Annotated in this window: 18 protein-coding genes and 1 other RNA gene; 9 read left to right on the top strand and 10 right to left on the bottom strand. The window is 72.3% G+C overall.

Annotation, left to right across the window (positions count from 1 at the left end; genetic code table 11):
• Nucleotides 1-244: 244 nt before the first annotated feature.
• From ACZ3ZE_RS02575 to ACZ3ZE_RS02555, 5 genes are all read left to right on the top strand, one after another.
• Nucleotides 245-1282 carry an ABC transporter substrate-binding protein gene (locus tag ACZ3ZE_RS02575; protein WP_361163696.1) on the top strand — a complete coding sequence of 346 codons (1038 nt, stop codon included), beginning with the start codon at nucleotides 245-247 and terminating at the stop codon, nucleotides 1280-1282.
• A gap of 227 nt (nucleotides 1283-1509) precedes the next feature.
• Nucleotides 1510-2394, top strand: coding sequence for a Nif3-like dinuclear metal center hexameric protein (locus tag ACZ3ZE_RS02570; protein ID WP_361163698.1), 885 nt, complete (start codon nucleotides 1510-1512; stop codon nucleotides 2392-2394).
• Nucleotides 2391-3134 (top strand): zinc ribbon domain-containing protein, encoded by a 744-nt coding sequence (locus tag ACZ3ZE_RS02565; RefSeq protein WP_361164706.1) that lies wholly within the window; start codon nucleotides 2391-2393, stop codon nucleotides 3132-3134. Before ACZ3ZE_RS02570 ends, ACZ3ZE_RS02565 begins: the two co-directional genes overlap by 4 nt.
• The gene (locus ACZ3ZE_RS02560; protein ID WP_467257075.1) at nucleotides 3134-4720 is read left to right on the top strand and encodes a bifunctional RNase H/acid phosphatase; all 1587 of its coding nucleotides are present in this window, start codon (nucleotides 3134-3136) and stop codon (nucleotides 4718-4720) included. The genes ACZ3ZE_RS02565 and ACZ3ZE_RS02560 overlap by 1 nt, the downstream gene beginning before the upstream one ends.
• A gap of 85 nt (nucleotides 4721-4805) precedes the next feature.
• Nucleotides 4806-5660 (top strand): GNAT family N-acetyltransferase, encoded by an 855-nt coding sequence (locus tag ACZ3ZE_RS02555; RefSeq protein WP_467257073.1) that lies wholly within the window; start codon nucleotides 4806-4808, stop codon nucleotides 5658-5660.
• 4 nt (nucleotides 5661-5664) lie between these two features.
• Here the strand turns inward: ACZ3ZE_RS02555 and eda are convergent, their stop codons facing one another.
• Nucleotides 5665-6294, bottom strand: a complete 630-nt coding sequence (gene eda / locus ACZ3ZE_RS02550; protein ID WP_467257071.1) for a bifunctional 4-hydroxy-2-oxoglutarate aldolase/2-dehydro-3-deoxy-phosphogluconate aldolase — start codon at nucleotides 6292-6294, stop codon at nucleotides 5665-5667.
• An 83-nt stretch (nucleotides 6295-6377) separates the two neighbouring features.
• Nucleotides 6378-7145: a peroxide stress protein YaaA gene (yaaA, locus tag ACZ3ZE_RS02545; protein ID WP_467257069.1), complete on the bottom strand. Its 768-nt coding sequence runs from the start codon at nucleotides 7143-7145 to the stop codon at nucleotides 6378-6380.
• 228 nt (nucleotides 7146-7373) lie between these two features.
• On the opposite strand from yaaA, the gene ACZ3ZE_RS02540 reads away from it, so the two are divergent.
• On the top strand, nucleotides 7374-8816 hold the full coding sequence (locus ACZ3ZE_RS02540) for an RNB domain-containing ribonuclease (protein WP_361163708.1): 1443 nt from the start codon (nucleotides 7374-7376) through the stop codon (nucleotides 8814-8816).
• Nucleotides 8817-8844: 28 nt separating this feature from the next.
• Here the strand turns inward: ACZ3ZE_RS02540 and ACZ3ZE_RS02535 are convergent, their stop codons facing one another.
• The gene (locus ACZ3ZE_RS02535) at nucleotides 8845-9732 is read right to left on the bottom strand and encodes a hypothetical protein (RefSeq protein WP_467257067.1); all 888 of its coding nucleotides are present in this window, start codon (nucleotides 9730-9732) and stop codon (nucleotides 8845-8847) included.
• Nucleotides 9729-10472: a MerR family transcriptional regulator gene (locus tag ACZ3ZE_RS02530; RefSeq protein ID WP_467257503.1), complete on the bottom strand. Its 744-nt coding sequence runs from the start codon at nucleotides 10470-10472 to the stop codon at nucleotides 9729-9731. The genes ACZ3ZE_RS02535 and ACZ3ZE_RS02530 overlap by 4 nt, the downstream gene beginning before the upstream one ends.
• Before the next feature lie 145 nt (nucleotides 10473-10617).
• Here ACZ3ZE_RS02530 and ACZ3ZE_RS02525 point away from each other — a divergent pair, with 145 nt between their 5' ends.
• Together ACZ3ZE_RS02525 and rnpB are read left to right on the top strand one after the other, a co-directional pair.
• Nucleotides 10618-11196, top strand: coding sequence for a Uma2 family endonuclease (locus ACZ3ZE_RS02525; RefSeq protein ID WP_361163713.1), 579 nt, complete (start codon nucleotides 10618-10620; stop codon nucleotides 11194-11196).
• 30 nt (nucleotides 11197-11226) lie between these two features.
• Nucleotides 11227-11625, top strand: an RNA gene (gene rnpB, locus ACZ3ZE_RS02520) — RNase P RNA component class A.
• Nucleotides 11626-11694: 69 nt separating this feature from the next.
• Here the strand turns inward: rnpB and ACZ3ZE_RS02515 are convergent.
• The 6 genes from ACZ3ZE_RS02515 to ACZ3ZE_RS02490 form a co-directional block, all read right to left on the bottom strand.
• The gene (locus ACZ3ZE_RS02515) at nucleotides 11695-11775 is read right to left on the bottom strand and encodes a DUF6087 family protein (RefSeq protein WP_442303913.1); all 81 of its coding nucleotides are present in this window, start codon (nucleotides 11773-11775) and stop codon (nucleotides 11695-11697) included.
• Between the two features lie 17 nt (nucleotides 11776-11792).
• Entirely contained in the window at nucleotides 11793-12956 is a 1164-nt protein-coding gene (tgmC, locus tag ACZ3ZE_RS02510) for an ATP-grasp peptide maturase system methyltransferase (protein WP_467257065.1), read from the bottom strand.
• The gene (gene tgmB, locus ACZ3ZE_RS02505) at nucleotides 12953-13912 is read right to left on the bottom strand and encodes an ATP-grasp ribosomal peptide maturase (protein WP_442303914.1); all 960 of its coding nucleotides are present in this window, start codon (nucleotides 13910-13912) and stop codon (nucleotides 12953-12955) included. The genes tgmC and tgmB overlap by 4 nt, the downstream gene beginning before the upstream one ends.
• A 5-nt stretch (nucleotides 13913-13917) precedes the next feature.
• Nucleotides 13918-14178 carry a putative ATP-grasp-modified RiPP gene (gene tgmA / locus ACZ3ZE_RS02500; protein ID WP_311119326.1) on the bottom strand — a complete coding sequence of 87 codons (261 nt, stop codon included), beginning with the start codon at nucleotides 14176-14178 and terminating at the stop codon, nucleotides 13918-13920.
• Nucleotides 14179-14256: 78 nt separating this feature from the next.
• Nucleotides 14257-14463, bottom strand: coding sequence for a hypothetical protein (locus tag ACZ3ZE_RS02495; RefSeq protein ID WP_361163719.1), 207 nt, complete (start codon nucleotides 14461-14463; stop codon nucleotides 14257-14259).
• The gene (locus tag ACZ3ZE_RS02490) at nucleotides 14460-14627 is read right to left on the bottom strand and encodes a hypothetical protein (protein ID WP_467257063.1); all 168 of its coding nucleotides are present in this window, start codon (nucleotides 14625-14627) and stop codon (nucleotides 14460-14462) included. The genes ACZ3ZE_RS02495 and ACZ3ZE_RS02490 overlap by 4 nt, the downstream gene beginning before the upstream one ends.
• A gap of 182 nt (nucleotides 14628-14809) precedes the next feature.
• Here ACZ3ZE_RS02490 and ACZ3ZE_RS02485 point away from each other — a divergent pair, with 182 nt between their 5' ends.
• Nucleotides 14810-16066 carry a helix-turn-helix domain-containing protein gene (locus ACZ3ZE_RS02485; protein WP_467257061.1) on the top strand — a complete coding sequence of 419 codons (1257 nt, stop codon included), beginning with the start codon at nucleotides 14810-14812 and terminating at the stop codon, nucleotides 16064-16066.
• The last annotated feature ends 6 nt before the right edge of the window (nucleotides 16067-16072 follow it).

Here is a 16072-nt window from a genome sequence, read left to right as displayed (position 1 = left end):
ACCTCCGGCCACGAAGCTAGTTTTCGCACTTCCTGCCGAACAACGCGAGCCACCTCACTTCACCCCAAAGGGTGGCCGTCGTTCGGTTCTGCTGAACGGAGGGGGCGGGTTGTGCTGGTGGGGCGCAGGGTAGGTAAGGTTAGGCGACCCTAAGTGGAACCCGGTGCTCCGCCCTGGGGTCGCGAGCCGTCCATGCCCATCCCCGTCCTCATCCCCGCCCCCGTGTCCGTACAGGAGATCCCTCATGTCCTTCCGCCGCCGCGGCACCGCTGCCGCCGCCCTCAGCCTCGCCGCCGCGCTCACCCTCGCGGCCTGCGGAGGCGGTGACGGCTCCTCGGACGGGGCCAAGAAGGACGAGGGCGGCAAGAAGAAGGACGTCGCCGTCGGCGGCAAGGACTTCGGCGACGCGGCCGCCAAGACCGCCGCCATGGGGACGGACGCCAAGCCGGGACAGTTCCCGCGCACCCTCACCCACGCCCTCGGGAAGACCGAGATCCCCGCCGCGCCCAAGCGCGTGATCGTCCTCGACGTCGGCGAACTCGACAACGTCGTCTCCCTCGGCATCAAGCCCGTCGGCTACGCCCCCTCCGAGGGCGACGACGGCATCCCCGGCTACCTGAAGAAGGACGCCGGGACCCCGAAGTCCATCGGCACCATCAACAGCCTCAACCTGGAGGCGATCGCCAACCTCCAGCCCGACCTGATCCTCGGCAGCCAGCTGCGCGCCGCCGACAAGTACGACGAGCTGTCGAAGATCGCCCCCACCGTGTTCTCCATCCGCCCGGGCTTCACCTGGAAGGAGAACTACCTGCTGAACGCCGCAGCCCTGGACAAGAGCGCGGAGGCCAGGACCAAGCTGGACGCCTACGAGACCAAGGCCAAGCAGCTCGGAACGGACATCGGCGCCGACAAGCCGACCGTCTCCATGGTCCGCTACCTCCCCGGCAAGATCCGCCTCTACGCCAAGGCCTCCTTCATCGGCACCATCCTGGAGGACGTCGGCCTGCCCCGCCCCGCCAACCAGCAGGTGAACGACCTCGCCGTCGAGGTCAGCCCCGAGAAGATCGACCAGGCCGACGGCGACTGGATCTTCACCGGCGTCTACGGCGACCCCAAGGCCACCAAGCGGGACACCGCCCAGGCCAACCCGCTCTGGAAGAACCTGAAGGCCGTCAAGGCCGGCCAGGCCAAGGACGTCCCGGACGAGACCTGGTACCTCGGCCTCGGCGTCACCGCCGCCAACAGCGTCCTCGACGACCTGCGCGGCGACCTCGTGAAGTAGGCGACGACCTGCGCGTCGACCTCGGGACGTACGGGACGTAGACGGTGGAGCCCCTGGCGCTGATCGGCGCCAGGGGTTTCTTCCGTGGGGACGACGGCAACCGTCCCTTGAGGCTTGAGGGACCTATGAGGAATCCCTGACTCCTGAGGAACCCCCGCGGCCGGCCGCCGCCTCCGCGAGAGCGGCGCCGGTCCGGGCGCAAAGGGGAGCCAGGTAGCCTTTCCCTCGTGCCCCGTCTGTCTGAAGTCATCGCCGAGCTCGACGCCCTCTGGCCGCCCGAGCGGGCCGAGCAGTGGGACGCCGTCGGCACCGTCTGCGGCGACCCCGACGCCGAGATCTCCCGCGTGCTCTTCGCCGTCGACCCCGTACAGGAGATCGCCGCCGAGGCCATCGCCCTCGGAGCCGACCTGATCGTCACCCACCACCCGCTCTACCTGCGCGGGACGACGACCGTCGCGGCCTCCCACTTCAAGGGCCGGGTCGTGCACACCCTGATCAAGCACGACATCGCCCTCCACGTGGCCCACACCAACGCCGACACCGCCGACCCCGGCGTCTCCGACGCCCTCGCCGGCGCCCTCGGCCTCCGGGTCACCGGACCGCTCGTCCCCGAGACCAACCTCGGCCGGATCTGCGAGCTGGACCACCCCGAGACCCTCGCCGAGTTCGCCGCCCGCGCCGCCCAGCGGCTGCCCGCCACCGCACAGGGCATCCGCTTCGCGGGCGACCCCGACACGGTGCTGCACCGGGTCGCCGTCAGCGGCGGCTCCGGCGACAGCCTCTTCGACGCCGTACGGGCCGCGGGCGTGGACGCCTTCCTCACCTCGGACCTGCGCCACCACCCCGTCTCCGAGGCGACCCAGGCCGCACACTCCTCCTCCGGCCCGCTCGGACTGGTCGACGCCGCCCACTGGGCCACCGAATGGCCCTGGTGCGAGCAGGCCGCCGCCCAGCTCGACGCGATCTCCGACCGCCACGGCTGGGACCTGCGCGTCCACGTCTCCAAGACGGTCACCGATCCCTGGTCGGCCCACGTCGACCCCGCCGCCGCCCTGCCCGGGAGCGCCCCGAGCGCCCCTTCCGAACCCACCTCCCCTGGAGCCCCCAACTGAACGCCGCGCCCGCCGACCAGATCCGACTCCTCGACGTCCAGGCCCTGGACGTGCGCCTCCAGCAGATCGCGCACAAGCGCCGGTCGCTGCCGGAGCACGCCGAGATCGAGTCGCTGAACAAGGACCTCACCCAGCTGCGCGACCTGCTCGTCGCCGCGCAGACCGAGGAGAGCGACTGCGCCCGCGAGCAGACCAAGGCGGAGCAGGACGTCGACCAGGTGCGCCAGCGCGCCGCGCGCGACCAGCAGCGGCTCGACTCCGGCGCCGTCTCCTCCCCGAAGGACCTGGAGAGCCTGCAGCGCGAGATCACCTCGCTCGCCAAGCGCCAGGGCGACCTCGAGGAGATCGTCCTGGAGGTCATGGAGCGCCGCGAGTCCGCCCAGGAGCGCGTCTCCGAGCTGACCGAGCGGGTCGCCGCCGTGCAGGGCAAGACCGACGACGCCACCGCCCGCCGCGACAGCGCGCAGGCCGAGCTGGACGCCGACAGCGCTTCGGTCGCCAAGGAGCGCGAGCTCGTGGCGGGCTCCGTCCCGGCCGACCTGATGAAGCTCTACGAGAAGCTGCGCGAGCAGCAGGGCGGCGTCGGCGCGGCCCGGCTGTACCAGCGCAAGTGCGAGGGCTGCCACATCGAGCTGAACATCACCGAGGTCAACGAGGTCCGCGCGGCCGCCGCCGACGCCGTGCTGCGCTGCGAGAACTGCCGCCGGATCCTGGTCCGTACGTCGGAGTCCGGTCTGTAATGACACCGTCGAGGGAGCTGATCGTCGAGGCCGACGGCGGCTCCCGGGGCAACCCGGGACCCGCCGGCTACGGGGCGGTGGTCCTGGACCCGGTGACGGGGGAGACCCTGGCGGAGCGGGCCGAGTTCATCGGCGTCGCGACGAACAACGTCGCCGAGTACAAGGGCCTGGTGGCCGGACTGGCCGCCGCCAGGGAGCTGTTCCCGGACTGCACCGTCCATGTCCGCATGGACTCCAAGCTGGTGGTCGAGCAGATGTCCGGCCGCTGGAAGATCAAGCACCCCGACATGAAGCCGCTGGCGGCCGAGGCCGCCCGCGTCTTCCCGCCGGGCCGGGTCCGCTACGAGTGGATCCCGCGCGAACGCAACAAGCACGCGGACCGGCTGGCCAACGAGGCGATGGACGCGGGACGCCGGGGCGAGCAGTGGAGCCCCGCCGCGTCGACCGCGGCCCTCGACCTGACGGCCGACCTGGCCGCCGCCCGCAAGGCGGCGGGCGACCCGACGGCCGGCGCGGCCAGGGCACGAGCCGCCCTGGCGGGCGGGAAGCCGACCACCGAACCCCCGACGGCCGGGCGGTCGTCCGCCGCCCCCGCCGCCGAGGGCCTGTTCGCCCCCGACGAGGTTGTGGCGTCCCAGGCCCGCGCCTCACTGAGCACCGCCGCGACGGCGGACCGGGTTGCCGCGACGGCGGACCGTGGGACGGCGCCGGGGGGCGGCGAGACGGCGACGGCGGGCCGTGGGACGGCGCGAGCTGACCGCGAGACGGCGACGGCGGATCGGGCCGCAGCGACGCCGGACCATGAGACCGCGACGCCTGACCGCGAGCCCTCACCGGCGGACCGAGTCCCGCCCACGGCGGCCCGCGACACCGCGACGGGTGACTTCGAGGCGGAGGCCGCGGACGCGACCCACGCGCAGGCCGCGCCCGCCTCTTCCCCGGGCTGGTCGGGCCCCGACATGGGCGCCCCGGCGACGTTCGTGCTGCTCCGGCACGGCGAGACGGCCCTCACCCCCGAGAAGCGCTTCTCGGGCAGCGGCGGGGGCGACCCCGAGCTGTCCCCGGCCGGCCGCCGCCAGGCGGAGGCCGTGGCCGCCGCGCTCGCCGCGCGCGGCACGATCCAGGAGATCGTCAGCTCCCCGCTCACCCGCTGCCGCCAGACCGCCGAGGCCGTCGCCACCCGCCTCGGCCTGGACGTACGGATCGAGAACGGGCTGCGTGAGACCGACTTCGGCGCCTGGGAAGGCCTCACCTTCGCGGAGGTCCGCGAGCGGTACAAGGACGACCTCGACGCCTGGCTAGCCTCCCCGAAGGCCGCCCCGACCGGCGGCGGCGAGAGCTTCGCGACCGTCGCCCGCCGCGTCGCCGCAACCCGCGACCGCCTGGCCGCCGCCTACGTGGGCCGCACGGTCCTGATGGTCACCCACGTGACCCCCATCAAGACCCTGGTACGGCTCGCCCTCGGCGCCCCGCCCGAGTCCCTGTTCCGCATGGAGCTCTCGGCGGCCTCGATCTCGGCGGTGGCCTACTACGCCGACGGCAACGCGTCGGTCCGCCTCCTCAACGACACCTCGCACCTGAGGTAGCCGGTACGGGGAGCGGGCGCCGGGGCGGGTGCGGGGCGCGGTAAATCGCTCGACCCGGTCCCCGCCCCGTACCACCATCGCTGCCATGACCTGGCACCTCACAGAGGACCCCGAGGCCTTCCGGGCGGCCGTCGGGGAGTACCTCGCCGCCGCCTCGGCCCGTAACACCGTCCTGCTCACGCAGCTCGACGTCCCCGGCACGCGCGGCTGGTGGACCGACCCCGTGGACGGGCGCGTCACGGGCGCGTTCATGGTCCCGTCGCCCGGCCCCGGCCCCGGCCGCTGGGCGCCGGTGCTGGGCACGATGCCGGACGCCGCCGCCCACGCACTGGCCACCCGGCTGTCCGACCGGGCCTCGTTCGCGGACGTACGAGGCGTACGAGACGCGCGCGGCATACGAGGCGTACGAGGCGAGTCGGGCACCGTCGAGGCCTTCGTGGCGGCTCTGGGCCGCAGGCCCGTACGCACACGCCGGATGCGCCTCTTCCGGCTCGGCGCGCTGACCCCGCCGCACCCCGCACCGCCCGGTCGCGCGCGCGTGGCGGGCCCGGAGGACGTGCCGCTCGGCGTCGCGTGGATGCGGGAGTTCGCGCGGGACATCGGCGAGGACCCGGACGCCGACTACACCGCGAACGTCGAGGGGCGCGTCGCCGGAGCCCGGCTCCATCTGTGGGAGGTGGCGGGGGAGCCGGTAGCGATGGCCTCGGTCTCGCGGCTCGTCGCCGGCCAGGCCCGGGTCTCGCCCGTCTACACCCCGCCGGCGCACCGCGCCCGCGGCTACGGCGGCGCCGTCACCAGCGCCGTCAGCCGCAAGGCCCTGGACGAGGGCGCCGGACAGGTGCTGCTCTTCACCGACCTGGCGAACCCCACCAGCAACGCGCTGTACCAGCGGCTCGGTTACCGGCCGATCGGCGAGCACAGCGCCGTGGAGTTCGACTAGCGGGTCAGCCGGCGCCCAGCCCCGACGCCTCCCGCGCGAGCGCTTCGACGCGCCCCCAGTCGCGGGCCGCGAGTGCGTCCGCCGGGAGCATCCAGGTGCCGCCGACGCAGTCCACGTTGGGGAGGGCGAGGTAAGCGGGGGCGGAGCTGCGGGAGATGCCGCCGGTCGGGCAGAAGCGGGCCTGGGGGAGCGGGCCCGCGAGGGACTTCAGGTACGGCACGCCGCCCGCCGCCTCCGCCGGGAAGAACTTCATGTCCGTCACCCCGCGTTCGAGCAGGGCCACGACCTCCGAGGTCGTCGAGACGCCGGGGAGGAACGCCATGCCCGACCCGCGCATCGCCGCCAGGAGGGCGTCCGTCCAGCCGGGGCTCACCAGGAAGCGCGCCCCCGCGCCGACCGCGTCCGCCACGTTCGCGGGGGAGACGACCGTGCCCGCGCCGACGACCGCCTCCGGGACCTCCGCCGCGATCGCCCGGATCGCGTCGAGGGCCGCCGGGGTACGCAGGGTCACCTCGATCGCGGGCAGACCGCCGGCCACCAGGGCACGGGCCAGCGGTACGGCGTCGGCGGCGTCCTCGATCACGACGACCGGGACGACGGGGGCGGCGGAGGCAAGGTCAAGCACGCTCGTCATGGCCCCATCCTGGCGGCGGTGAGCGGGGTGTGCAACGAGCGTTGCGTATGTTGCAACGGGCCTGCCGGTCCTCCCCGGAGGGATCAGTGGATCTCGTCCACCAGCACGTCCAGCATCCCCGCCTTGCCGCCCTCGTCCACCACGTACCCCAGGTCCCGCAGCGCCTCCGTCAGCTCCTCCCGGCCGGCCGGCGCCGCGCCCGCCTCCAGGAGGCTCCGTACGATCCGGCCCTTCGTCGCCTTGTTGAAGTGGCTGACCACCTTCCGGGTCGGCGCGTGCAGCACCCGCACGGTCGCCGTACGCGCCGCCAGGTCGCCCTTCGGCTTCCACGCCGCCGCGTACGCCGACGAGCGCAGGTCCAGGACCAGGCCGTCCCCGGCCGCCTCCGGCAGGACCGAGGCCATCACCCCGCGCCAGTGCGCCCCGAGCGCGCCGAGGCCCGGCAGCTTCACTCCCATCGAGCAGCGGTACGAGGGGATCCGGTCGCTCACCCGTACGGCGCCCCACAGCCCCGAGAACACCAGCAGCGAGCTGTCCGCCCGCTTCCGGGCCGCCGCGTCCAGCGTCGCGAGGCCCAGCGCGTCGTACAGGACCCCGGTGTAGATCTCCCCGGCGGGCCGCGCACCGGCCGTCCGCAGCTCCGTGTTCTTCGCGACCTCGCCCCGCAGGCCCTCGCTCAGACCGAGCACCTCGCGCGCCTTCTCCTCGTCGGCGGCGCACAGCTCGACCAACTCGTCGAGGACCGCGGCCCGCGCCTCCGCGAGCCCCGGCAGCGACAGCGACTCCGGCTTGAGCGGCGCCCCCCGCCCCGAGGAGGCCTTGCCTTCGGAGGGCGGCAACAGGACGAGCACGGCGGTTCTCCTTCGTACGTACGGGGGTGGGGGTGCGGCCCCGGTGCCCCAGCGTACGAGGTGGCGAGGGGGGCGGGGTGCCGCCCGTGTGCGAGGTGGCGAGGGGGCGGGGTGCCCGCACACGTACGACATGCGAAGGGGCCGGGCCCCCCGCGACCCGCCGCCGGGGGCATCGGGCGAGCGCCGCGACGACGTGCCGCCCCCCGCCCCCCGTCCTACGCTCGGTCCATGCCCCGCCGACACATCCACGTGACCGCCGCAGCGGACGCCCCGCTGTCGGCCGCCCTGCGCGCCCTCCGTACCGAACTGGCCATCCCCGAGGCCTTCCCGCCGGCCGTCCTCGCCGAGGCGGAAGCCGCGGCCAAGGCGCCGCAGATGCCCGCGTACGACGCCACCGGCATCCCCTTCTTCACCATCGACCCGCCGACCTCCCGGGACCTGGACCAGGCCATGCACCTGGCCCGGCGCCCCGAGGGCGGTTACCGCGTCCACTACGCGATCGCCGACGTCGCCGCCTTCGTCACCCCGGGTGGCGCCCTCGACGCCGAGGCGCACCGACGGGCCACCACGCTGTACCTCCCCGACGGCAAGGTGCCGCTGCACCCGCCCGTGCTCTCCGAGGACGCGGCCAGCCTGCTCCCCGGCAACATCGCCCCCGCCCTGCTCTGGCGCATCGACCTCGACGCGGACGGGCGTCAGGTCGCCGTGGACGTGCGCCGGGCCCGTGTCCGCAGCCTCGCCAAGATGGACTACGCGGGCGCGCAGGCCCAGATCGACGCGGGCACCGCGGAGGAGCCGCTCGCCCTCCTCGCGACCATCGGCCCCCTCCGGGAACAGCTGGAGATCGAACGCGGCGGCGTCTCCCTCAACGTGCCCGAACAGGAGGTCGTCGAGACCAACGGCACCTACACGCTCGACTACCGCGCCACGCTGCCCGTCGACGGCTGGAACGCCCAGATCTCCCTGCTCACCGGAATGGTCGCCGCCGACCTGATGATCGCGGCGGGCACCGGCGTGCTGCGCACCCTGCCGCCCGCCCCCGACGGGGCCGTCGCCCGGCTGCGGCTCTCCGCCAAGGCCCTCGGGATCGAATGGCCGCACCACGTCTCGTACGCGGAGCTCATCCGCTCCCTCGACCCGAACAACGGCCGCCACGCCGCGTTCCTCCAGGACGCCACCAGCCTGCTGCGCGGCTCCGACTACACCCCCTTCACCGGCGGGCACATCCCCACCCCGTCGGTGCACGCGGCCGTCGCCGACGAGTACACCCACTGCACGGCCCCGCTGCGGCGGCTCATCGACCGCTACACCGGTGAACTGAGCCTCGCCGCGTCCGCCGGCACGGCGCCGCCCGAGTGGGTGCTGAGCGCGCTCGCCACCCTGCCGCAGGACATGGCGAAGGGGACGAAGCTGGCCAACAAGGCCGAGCGGGAGAGCGTCGACATCGTCGAGGCGGCCCTGATGAGCCACCGGATCGGGGAGACCTTCGACTCGGTCGTCATCGACGTCCAGGAACACGAACCGGACGTCGGCACCGTGCACCTGCCGGACCCGGCCGTGATCGGCCGCGTCGAGGCCGACGGGGCGCCGCTGCCGCTCGGCGACCCCCTGCGGGTCAGGCTGACGCAGGCGGATCCGGGACGGGAGAAGGTTCTGTTCGCCCCGGCGTAGCGGCACCACCGCCCCGACCCGCGAGCACTCAGTACGCGTCGCGCGCTTCCTGGGCTTCCTGGGCTTCCTGGGCTTCCTGGGCCTCGCGGGCCTCGCGGGCCTCCTGCGCTTCCCGGGCCTCCCTCGCCCCCCTCGCCCCCCTCCCCTCCCTCGCTTCCCGTATCGCCCGTACGAGCCCCCGGGCGTCGTCCGCGTGGAGGCGGACGGTGTGTACCGGCCGGGGCGGTCCGAGCAGCCGGGGTGCGGGCACGGGCTCGGTGAGCTCGACCGTGAGGGAGGTCTGCGAACCGACGGCCAGGTTCAGCTCGCCCTCCGCCTTCTCGTGCGAGAACAGCGACTCGTGGCGGACGGCGGCGATCCGCTCCAGCGGGATGCGTACGTCGACGTGGGCGGCCTGCCGCACCCGCAGCGTGTCCTCGGTGAGCAGGTGCGGCCGGGTCGCGGAGGCGGCGTGCAGCCCGAGCACGAACAGCACGGTGTACACGTCGAGGACCAGGACGACGGCGTGCACCACGGGCCACTCCGCCAACAGGTACGACATGCCGACGGTCTCCACGACGCAGACGAAGGCGAAGCCGTACATGAGGGCCGCCTGGTCCCGCGCGTGCGAGAACGCGGTGGCGCCCGGCCCGCCCCGGTGCGGCCGCCGGACGACCCAGCGCGCCAGGCTCGCCATCAGCCGCAGCTCGTGCCCGGCCAGCCGCAGCACGGGCTCCGGTACGAGCCGTCCGAGCGCGGCCCGCCGGGAGAGCCCACGCCGCCGCAGCCGCAGATAGGCGCACGTCTCGACGCCGACCAGCACCACCACGGCGGCCTCGGCGCCGACGAGAACCGCCGCGGGTATCCGTACGCCCGCGACGAGACAGACGACGAGCACGAACTCGGCGGGGAGCAGCGCGTAGACGAGATACCTCATCGCGCGGCCCGCTCCCACACCAGCCGCAGCGCCTGCCGTACGGCGGCGGCCTGGGCCGGGGCGAGGTCGCCGAAGAAGACGTCGGCGAGCCCGCTCTCGGGCGGCTCCGCGACGGCCTCGTCCGGCAGGCAGGCGGCGAGCAGCGCGGCGGCCTCCGCGACCCGCGGGTCGTCGGGCGCCGCGTCCACGAGGGCGTCGAGGCGCGCGTACAGCTCGGGCGCGTGCGCGGACGCCTCCCGCATCAGCTCCATCAGCCGGGCCCGGTCCTCCGCCGGCACCACGGCGTCGAGGAGGGTCAGCAGCTCCCGGTCCTTCGCGGCCATCGGCGACGCGGCCGGCCCGGGCGTCTCGCCCAGCTCGGCGAGGAGCGCCGCCAGCTCCGGCGACACCGGCCCGTCCGCAGCCAGCCGCCCCTCCCGAGCCTGCGCGAGCAGCTCACCGAGCCGCGCCCGCCGCTCACGGATCACCCGCTCCTGCCGCGCCAGATCCCCGTCGAGCTCCTCCAGGACCTCCACCAGCTCCCGCCCGGCGTCGTCCGCGAGCACGTCCCGTACCTCGTCGAGCCCGACCCCCAGCTCGGTCAGCCGCCGGATCCGCGCGAGCAGCACGGCGTCCCGCACCCCGTACTCCCGGTACCCGTTGGCCCGCCGCTCGGGCTCGGGCAGCAGCCCGAGGTGGTGATAGTGCCGCACGGCCCTCGGGGTGACCCCGACGAGCGCGGCGATCTCGCCGATCCGCATCCCTTTGCGCATGCCCCCAGTAGAAACCTTGACGCTGCGACAAGGTCAAGCGTCCTCCGGGGCGCGGTACGGATCATGTGCCACGATCGGGGGAACGACCCCGAGCGCAGGGACGGCGGGTGCCTGGATGTCCGACGATCACGACATGACTGCCATGCCGCACGCACCACTCACGCAGGAGGAGATCCTGCTGGAGGGCTTTCTGGCGCTGAAGACGCCGGAGGGCTTCCGGGCGGAGCTGATCGAAGGGGAGATCGTCGTGACGCCGCCGCCGGACGGGGACCACGAGAAGTACATCAGCCGGATCGCCAGGCAGGTGATCAGGCGGTCGCTGGTCGACATGGACCTCTCGGGCAACAAGGGCCTGAAACTGGCGAGCGCGGCCGGCCTCCCCCGTGACCACGTCATCCCGGACATCACGTTCGCACCTGTCGACCGGGACCTGTTCGGCGGCGCGGACTCCTGGATGCCGTGCGAAGGCGTCGCGATGGTCCTGGAGGTCACGTCGACCCGCCCGCACAAGGACCGCGACAGCAAGCGCCGCGGCTACGCCCGCGGAGGCATCCCGCTGTACCTGCTCGTGGACCGGGACGACGCCACGGTCACCCTGTTCACCGACCCGGACCACGGTGACTACCGCGAGCAGCACCGGGTCCCGTTCGGCAAGACACTCACCCTCCCCGAGCCCTTCGGCTTCGACCTGGAGACGGCCGACCTCGTGTGAATCGGCAGGTAGCATGGTCGGCACGGCAGACGAGCCGGGCGGGCGGCCGCGTGGAGACCTTCGGGTCTTCCCGAGGAACGTCCGGGCTCCACAGGGCAAGGTGGTGGCTAACGGCCACCCGGGGTGACCCGCGGGACAGTGCCACAGAAAACAGACCGCCGGGGACCTCGGTCCTCGGTAAGGGTGAAACGGTGGTGTAAGAGACCACCAGCGCCTGAGGTGACTCAGGCGGCTAGGTAAACCCCACCAGGAGCAAGGTCAAAAGGGAACACTCCGGTGTTCCTGCGCGGACGATCGAGGGCTGCCCGCCCGAGTCCGCGGGTAGACCGCACGAGGCCGGCGGCAACGCCGGCCCTAGATGGATGGCCGTCACCCCGACGACCGCGAGGTCCCGGGGTACAGAACCCGGCGTACAGCCCGACTCGTCTGCCCCTCAGGGCCTCTGGCCAGTGAAATCGCAGGTCAGGGGCCTTTTCTTGTGGAGTCGTGGGCGTCGCCTCACCCCAGGGGGACGGCGCGGAGCTGCCCGATCCTCGCGTCGCGACGCTCGGCCCATTGGGAGAGCGGTTCGTCGTCCATGTCCGGAGCGTAGTGGGTCAGGTGATCCGGTGTTCCCAGCGCAGGGAGGGCGCCTGGTCGATCCAGTACCGGTGGGACGTTGGCGTCACGTGGAGCCGTACGGAGTCGATCTCCGGCGCCCCGGCGTCCTGCCAGGCGACGAGGGAACGTTCCACGTCGTCCCACAGGGCCACCGGACCGCCTTGGCGGACGGTCCAGTTCTCGCCGTCGACGAAGAACTCGGCGAACGACTCTTTCTCCGGGTCGAACAGGTACCGCAAGGGTGAGCCGTCACCGCCCGTCACACGGACGAACTGGGCGCCGGGCGCCGCCAGCTGTGCAAGGAAGGCGGGCATCCACTCCTCCAGGACATGAGGAGACACCTTCGTGCGCCGCTCACTGTCCGCGTACGCGGTCCGGGCGGAGAGATCGCCGGCCACGGGGGCCGCTGCCTGGGCCCGCGCGTGCATGAAGGAGGATCGCCCGACGATCGAGCCGACGGCGGTGCCGTCATCGCCGACGGCCAGTTTCGCGAGGCCGGTTCCCCACGGCCACGAGCCGACGGTGCCGAGGACGATGCCTCCAGGGCTCGTCTGCCTGATCCAGGCGTACGGGATGCGGCGAACCGCGCAGGTGGCGATGACCCGGTCGTACGGTGCTCGGTACGGGTGACCGAGGAGCCCGTCGCCCGTCGCAGTCCATGTCGAGAAGCCGGCGGCTTCGAGAGCGGCATCGGCGCGTGCGGCCACCTGTGCGTCCACCTCGACCGTGGCGACGTTGTCCTCGCCGAGGTAGTGGCACATCAGGGCTGTGGAGTAGCCGGTGCCTGTGCCGATCTCCAGGGCTCGGTGGCCCGTCACGAGGTCCAGGGTCTCGATCATGCCGACGACGGTGGCCGGGTCGGTCGAGGAGGACGTGGGCACGCCCCCGACAGGTTCGTCGGCCTGGTCGGCGGTGAGGTGGCCGTCGAGCTGTGTGGTGAGGGTGCCGATGCTGTATGCGATCTTCAGCCACTCGTCCGGATTCGTATCGGTGGCGGTGACGGGCCGCCAGGTCCGCCCCTCGTCCAGGAAGACTCCCGGGCGGAGGAACCGCTCTCGGGGGACGGACTCGACGGCCTCACGCAGCCAGGGGGATTTCAGGACCCCTTCCTTCACGAGAACGGTCGCCATGCGGCGCCGCTCGGATGCCGGGTCGGTCATCGGCGATCTCCTTGTACGAGTAGGTCGGCGAAGGCAGCGGACATCGGGAGGCCGGTCTCGGTCTCCAGCCACCCCCACTGTCCGTTTGGATTCAGTTCCAGCCACCAGTAGGCCCCCGCCCGGTCGACCGCGAGGTCGAAGCTTCCCGACACCAGATTCAGTTGGTCCAGGTAGGCATGCAGTGCCTGGTCTACCCGGTCGGGTAGGTGCTCCACGGTGTAGGTCAGGGCGCCGTAGTCCTTGCGCCAGTCCAGGAGGTCGGAGTCGATGCGTACGGCGAACGTATGCCGACCTACGAGCAGTACGCGAACGTCGGCGATCTTGTCCACGCGGGCCTGGAACAGGTGGGGCGTGACCCGAATGCTGTCGTCGATCTCCTCGGGGGCGACGGGGGCAGCCCATCCCGTCACCGGCACGCCATCACGCGTGTAGGGCGTCCATCGCAGCGTCTTGAAGATCGCCTGCTCCTGAGCTCGGATGAACTCGCGGGCTTCGTCCGGGTCGTTGGTGACAAGAGTGGGAGGGATGGTGAAGCCGAGTTGCTGGGCGAGAACGAGCTGCGCGGGTTTGTAGTCGGCTGCGGCAATGCGCAACGGGTGGTTGACCCAGAGCGGGCCGCCCAGGGCGTAGAGGGTGCCACCGAGTCCGTAGCGGACCTGTGCCGCCGCGAACCGGGAGTCGTCAGCGGACAGGTGGGGAAACGTGGGCCACTCAGGGCGGCGCCAGTACACCGACCGGACCTCGGTCACATCAGCGGTTCTCGACGGGGTGCGCACCTGCCCGACCACCGGGGCCGGGCAGGTGCCGAACCGAGCCGAGACCGTGAGGCTTTCGCCGATGTCGGCGGGGTTGAACCGGACCACCGGCACATCGCGCCGGTTGAGTTCCGTGATCACCATGTCGGCGGTGATGTCGTCCGCCTCGGTGGCCACCAGAACCGGCCTCTCCTCGGTCATGGCCATCAATCCTGATTGCTGTCCTGGTCGTGACCCTGGTCGTTCCGGGAGTCCGAGTTCGTCGTCGTGGAGGTCTCGGTACCGGAGCTGGTGCCGTGCTTGCCCATCTCGACCACCTGCCCGGCGCGGTCGCGGAACACTCCGAGCTGCGTCGTGGGGTCGATGGCGACCGTGGCGTGGGGTCGGCGGGTGACCGTCGGGTAGGGCGCGAGTCGGCCCGCACCCCACGGCCGCGTGGGGGAGGGGAGTGCGACAGAGGTGGTCATGAGTCTCCTTGGGCTGAAGGGTGTGGTGCGGGAATCCGCCTGCGCAGGGGGCGCGGACGGCGATCTGCGGGCCGCGGCTCAGGGGCGAGCGGCCTGGATGTTGCCGGCCGCGGTCGTCCACTCGACTCCGGACGCGGGCCGGATGTGCGCGATGCGGACCGTGCCGTGGCTGCGGAGCTCGTGTGTGACGGCGACGAGCACCCCTTCCCCACGCGAGGCGATGTCACGGACAAGCGTGTCCAGGAGCGGGTGGTGCTCGTAGCCGTCGGAACCGACCTGGTTCACTCCTCCGGCTCCTGCCGGGCCTCGACGCGGCGCATGAACCTCTCCCAGCCGTCGGCCGCCCGTACCCGCAGAGCCCGGCTCGGCGCACCCGGCCGGGGCTCCGGCGGCGTGTATGCACGGCCACTGGCGCCAGGGTTCCTGCGGGGCAGTCCGGAGGTCGTCACGCGGTCGCTCCTCTCCGTGAGAGCCACCCGGAGGGTCCTTCGGCCTCCGAGCGGCGTGTGACCAGTGAACGACGATCCGTTACCTTCTCCCAGAGCCGACCTCGCGCAATACCCGGTCGTTTTCCAGGCGTTGGCACGTGGCGGGCATGAGCGCGTGAAAGGGTTCTCGTGAGGGGAGACCAATGACGTCGAGGCGTAAGCACTTTGCGGAACGGCGTGCGGCCCGGGGTTACTCTCAGGAGGAATTCGCAGAAGCGCTCTCGGTGGCCGCGTCCACCGTGGTCCGTTGGGAAAGTGGTCGTGCCACCCCGCGTCCCCACCAACGGCTGAAGATCGCAGGGCTGTTGGGAGTGACCCTCCCCGAGCTTGAAGCCCTTCTCTCCGACGAACAGCCGGCCGAGACAGCCGGGCTCTCCGCTGCTCCACCCCTCCTCCATGGTGATGATGACGACATGAAGCGCCGCGAAGTCCTGGGTCTGCTCGCCGTTACGGGTGCGCTGGTCGCTCTTCCAGGTCCCGGTGAGGCCGGCCGAGGGCGGGCAGTCTCGACGCTCTTGGAGACAGGGGACGCTCTACACCGCAGCCTCTGGCAGGTCTACGCGCTATCGGACTCCAAGCAGGTCGTCTTCCCTGCGGTTCGCGCGCAGCTCGATGTGATGGCGAGGGGGTTGACCGAGACCCGGACTGCTGTGGACCGGTCCCGGTTGTGTCGGATGACGGCCGACGTCTACCAGCTCGTCGGTGAGCTGTTCTTCGACGCCAATCGGTACACCGACGCCGCGCAGTGCTACACACTGGCCGCCAACGCGGCCTACGCCGGTGGCGACCACGACCTGTGGGCCTGCGCCATGACCCGCCACGCGTACGTCGAGCTGTACGCGCGCCGCGCGCACGCCGCTCAACCCCTGCTCGCTGCGGCTTTCCGGATTGCCCGGAGGGGCGACGAAACTCTTTCCACCCGTCACTGGGTCGCGGCCGTTCAGGCGCAGGCGTACGCGGCAGTGGGCGATCTCGACGCGTGCAACCGGGCTTTGGACGAAGCTGAGAAAGTGCGCGCCCTCGACGACGCTCACTCCCACAACGGCGGCTGGCTCCGTTTCGACGGGTCCCGCCTGGCAGAGGAGCGAGGAGCCTGCTACCTCCAGCTGGGCCGCCCTGACCTCGCCGAGGAGGCGCTCACCGCAGCCCTTGTCCAGCCTCTGTCCCTGCGTCGACGCGCTGCTGTTCTGAGCGACCTCGCCGTGCTCGGGGCGCACAGGCGGGACATCGACCAGGTCGTGCACTACGCGGAGCAAGCACTCGGACTGGCCGACCGGTCGGATTCGGGATTCGTCGGCAAGAAGCTGGACGGGCTTCGGGGGCGTCTTGCCCCGCTCATGTCCGATGACCGAGTCTCGACTCTTGATCACCGAATCGCGGCGCTTCCGCGCACCGCATGATGAGAG

The organism is Streptomyces sp. NPDC023157 (genome assembly GCF_055560575.1).
The sequence above is the reverse complement of the archived record's forward strand: the minus strand, read 5'-3'. Positions and strand labels throughout refer to the sequence as shown.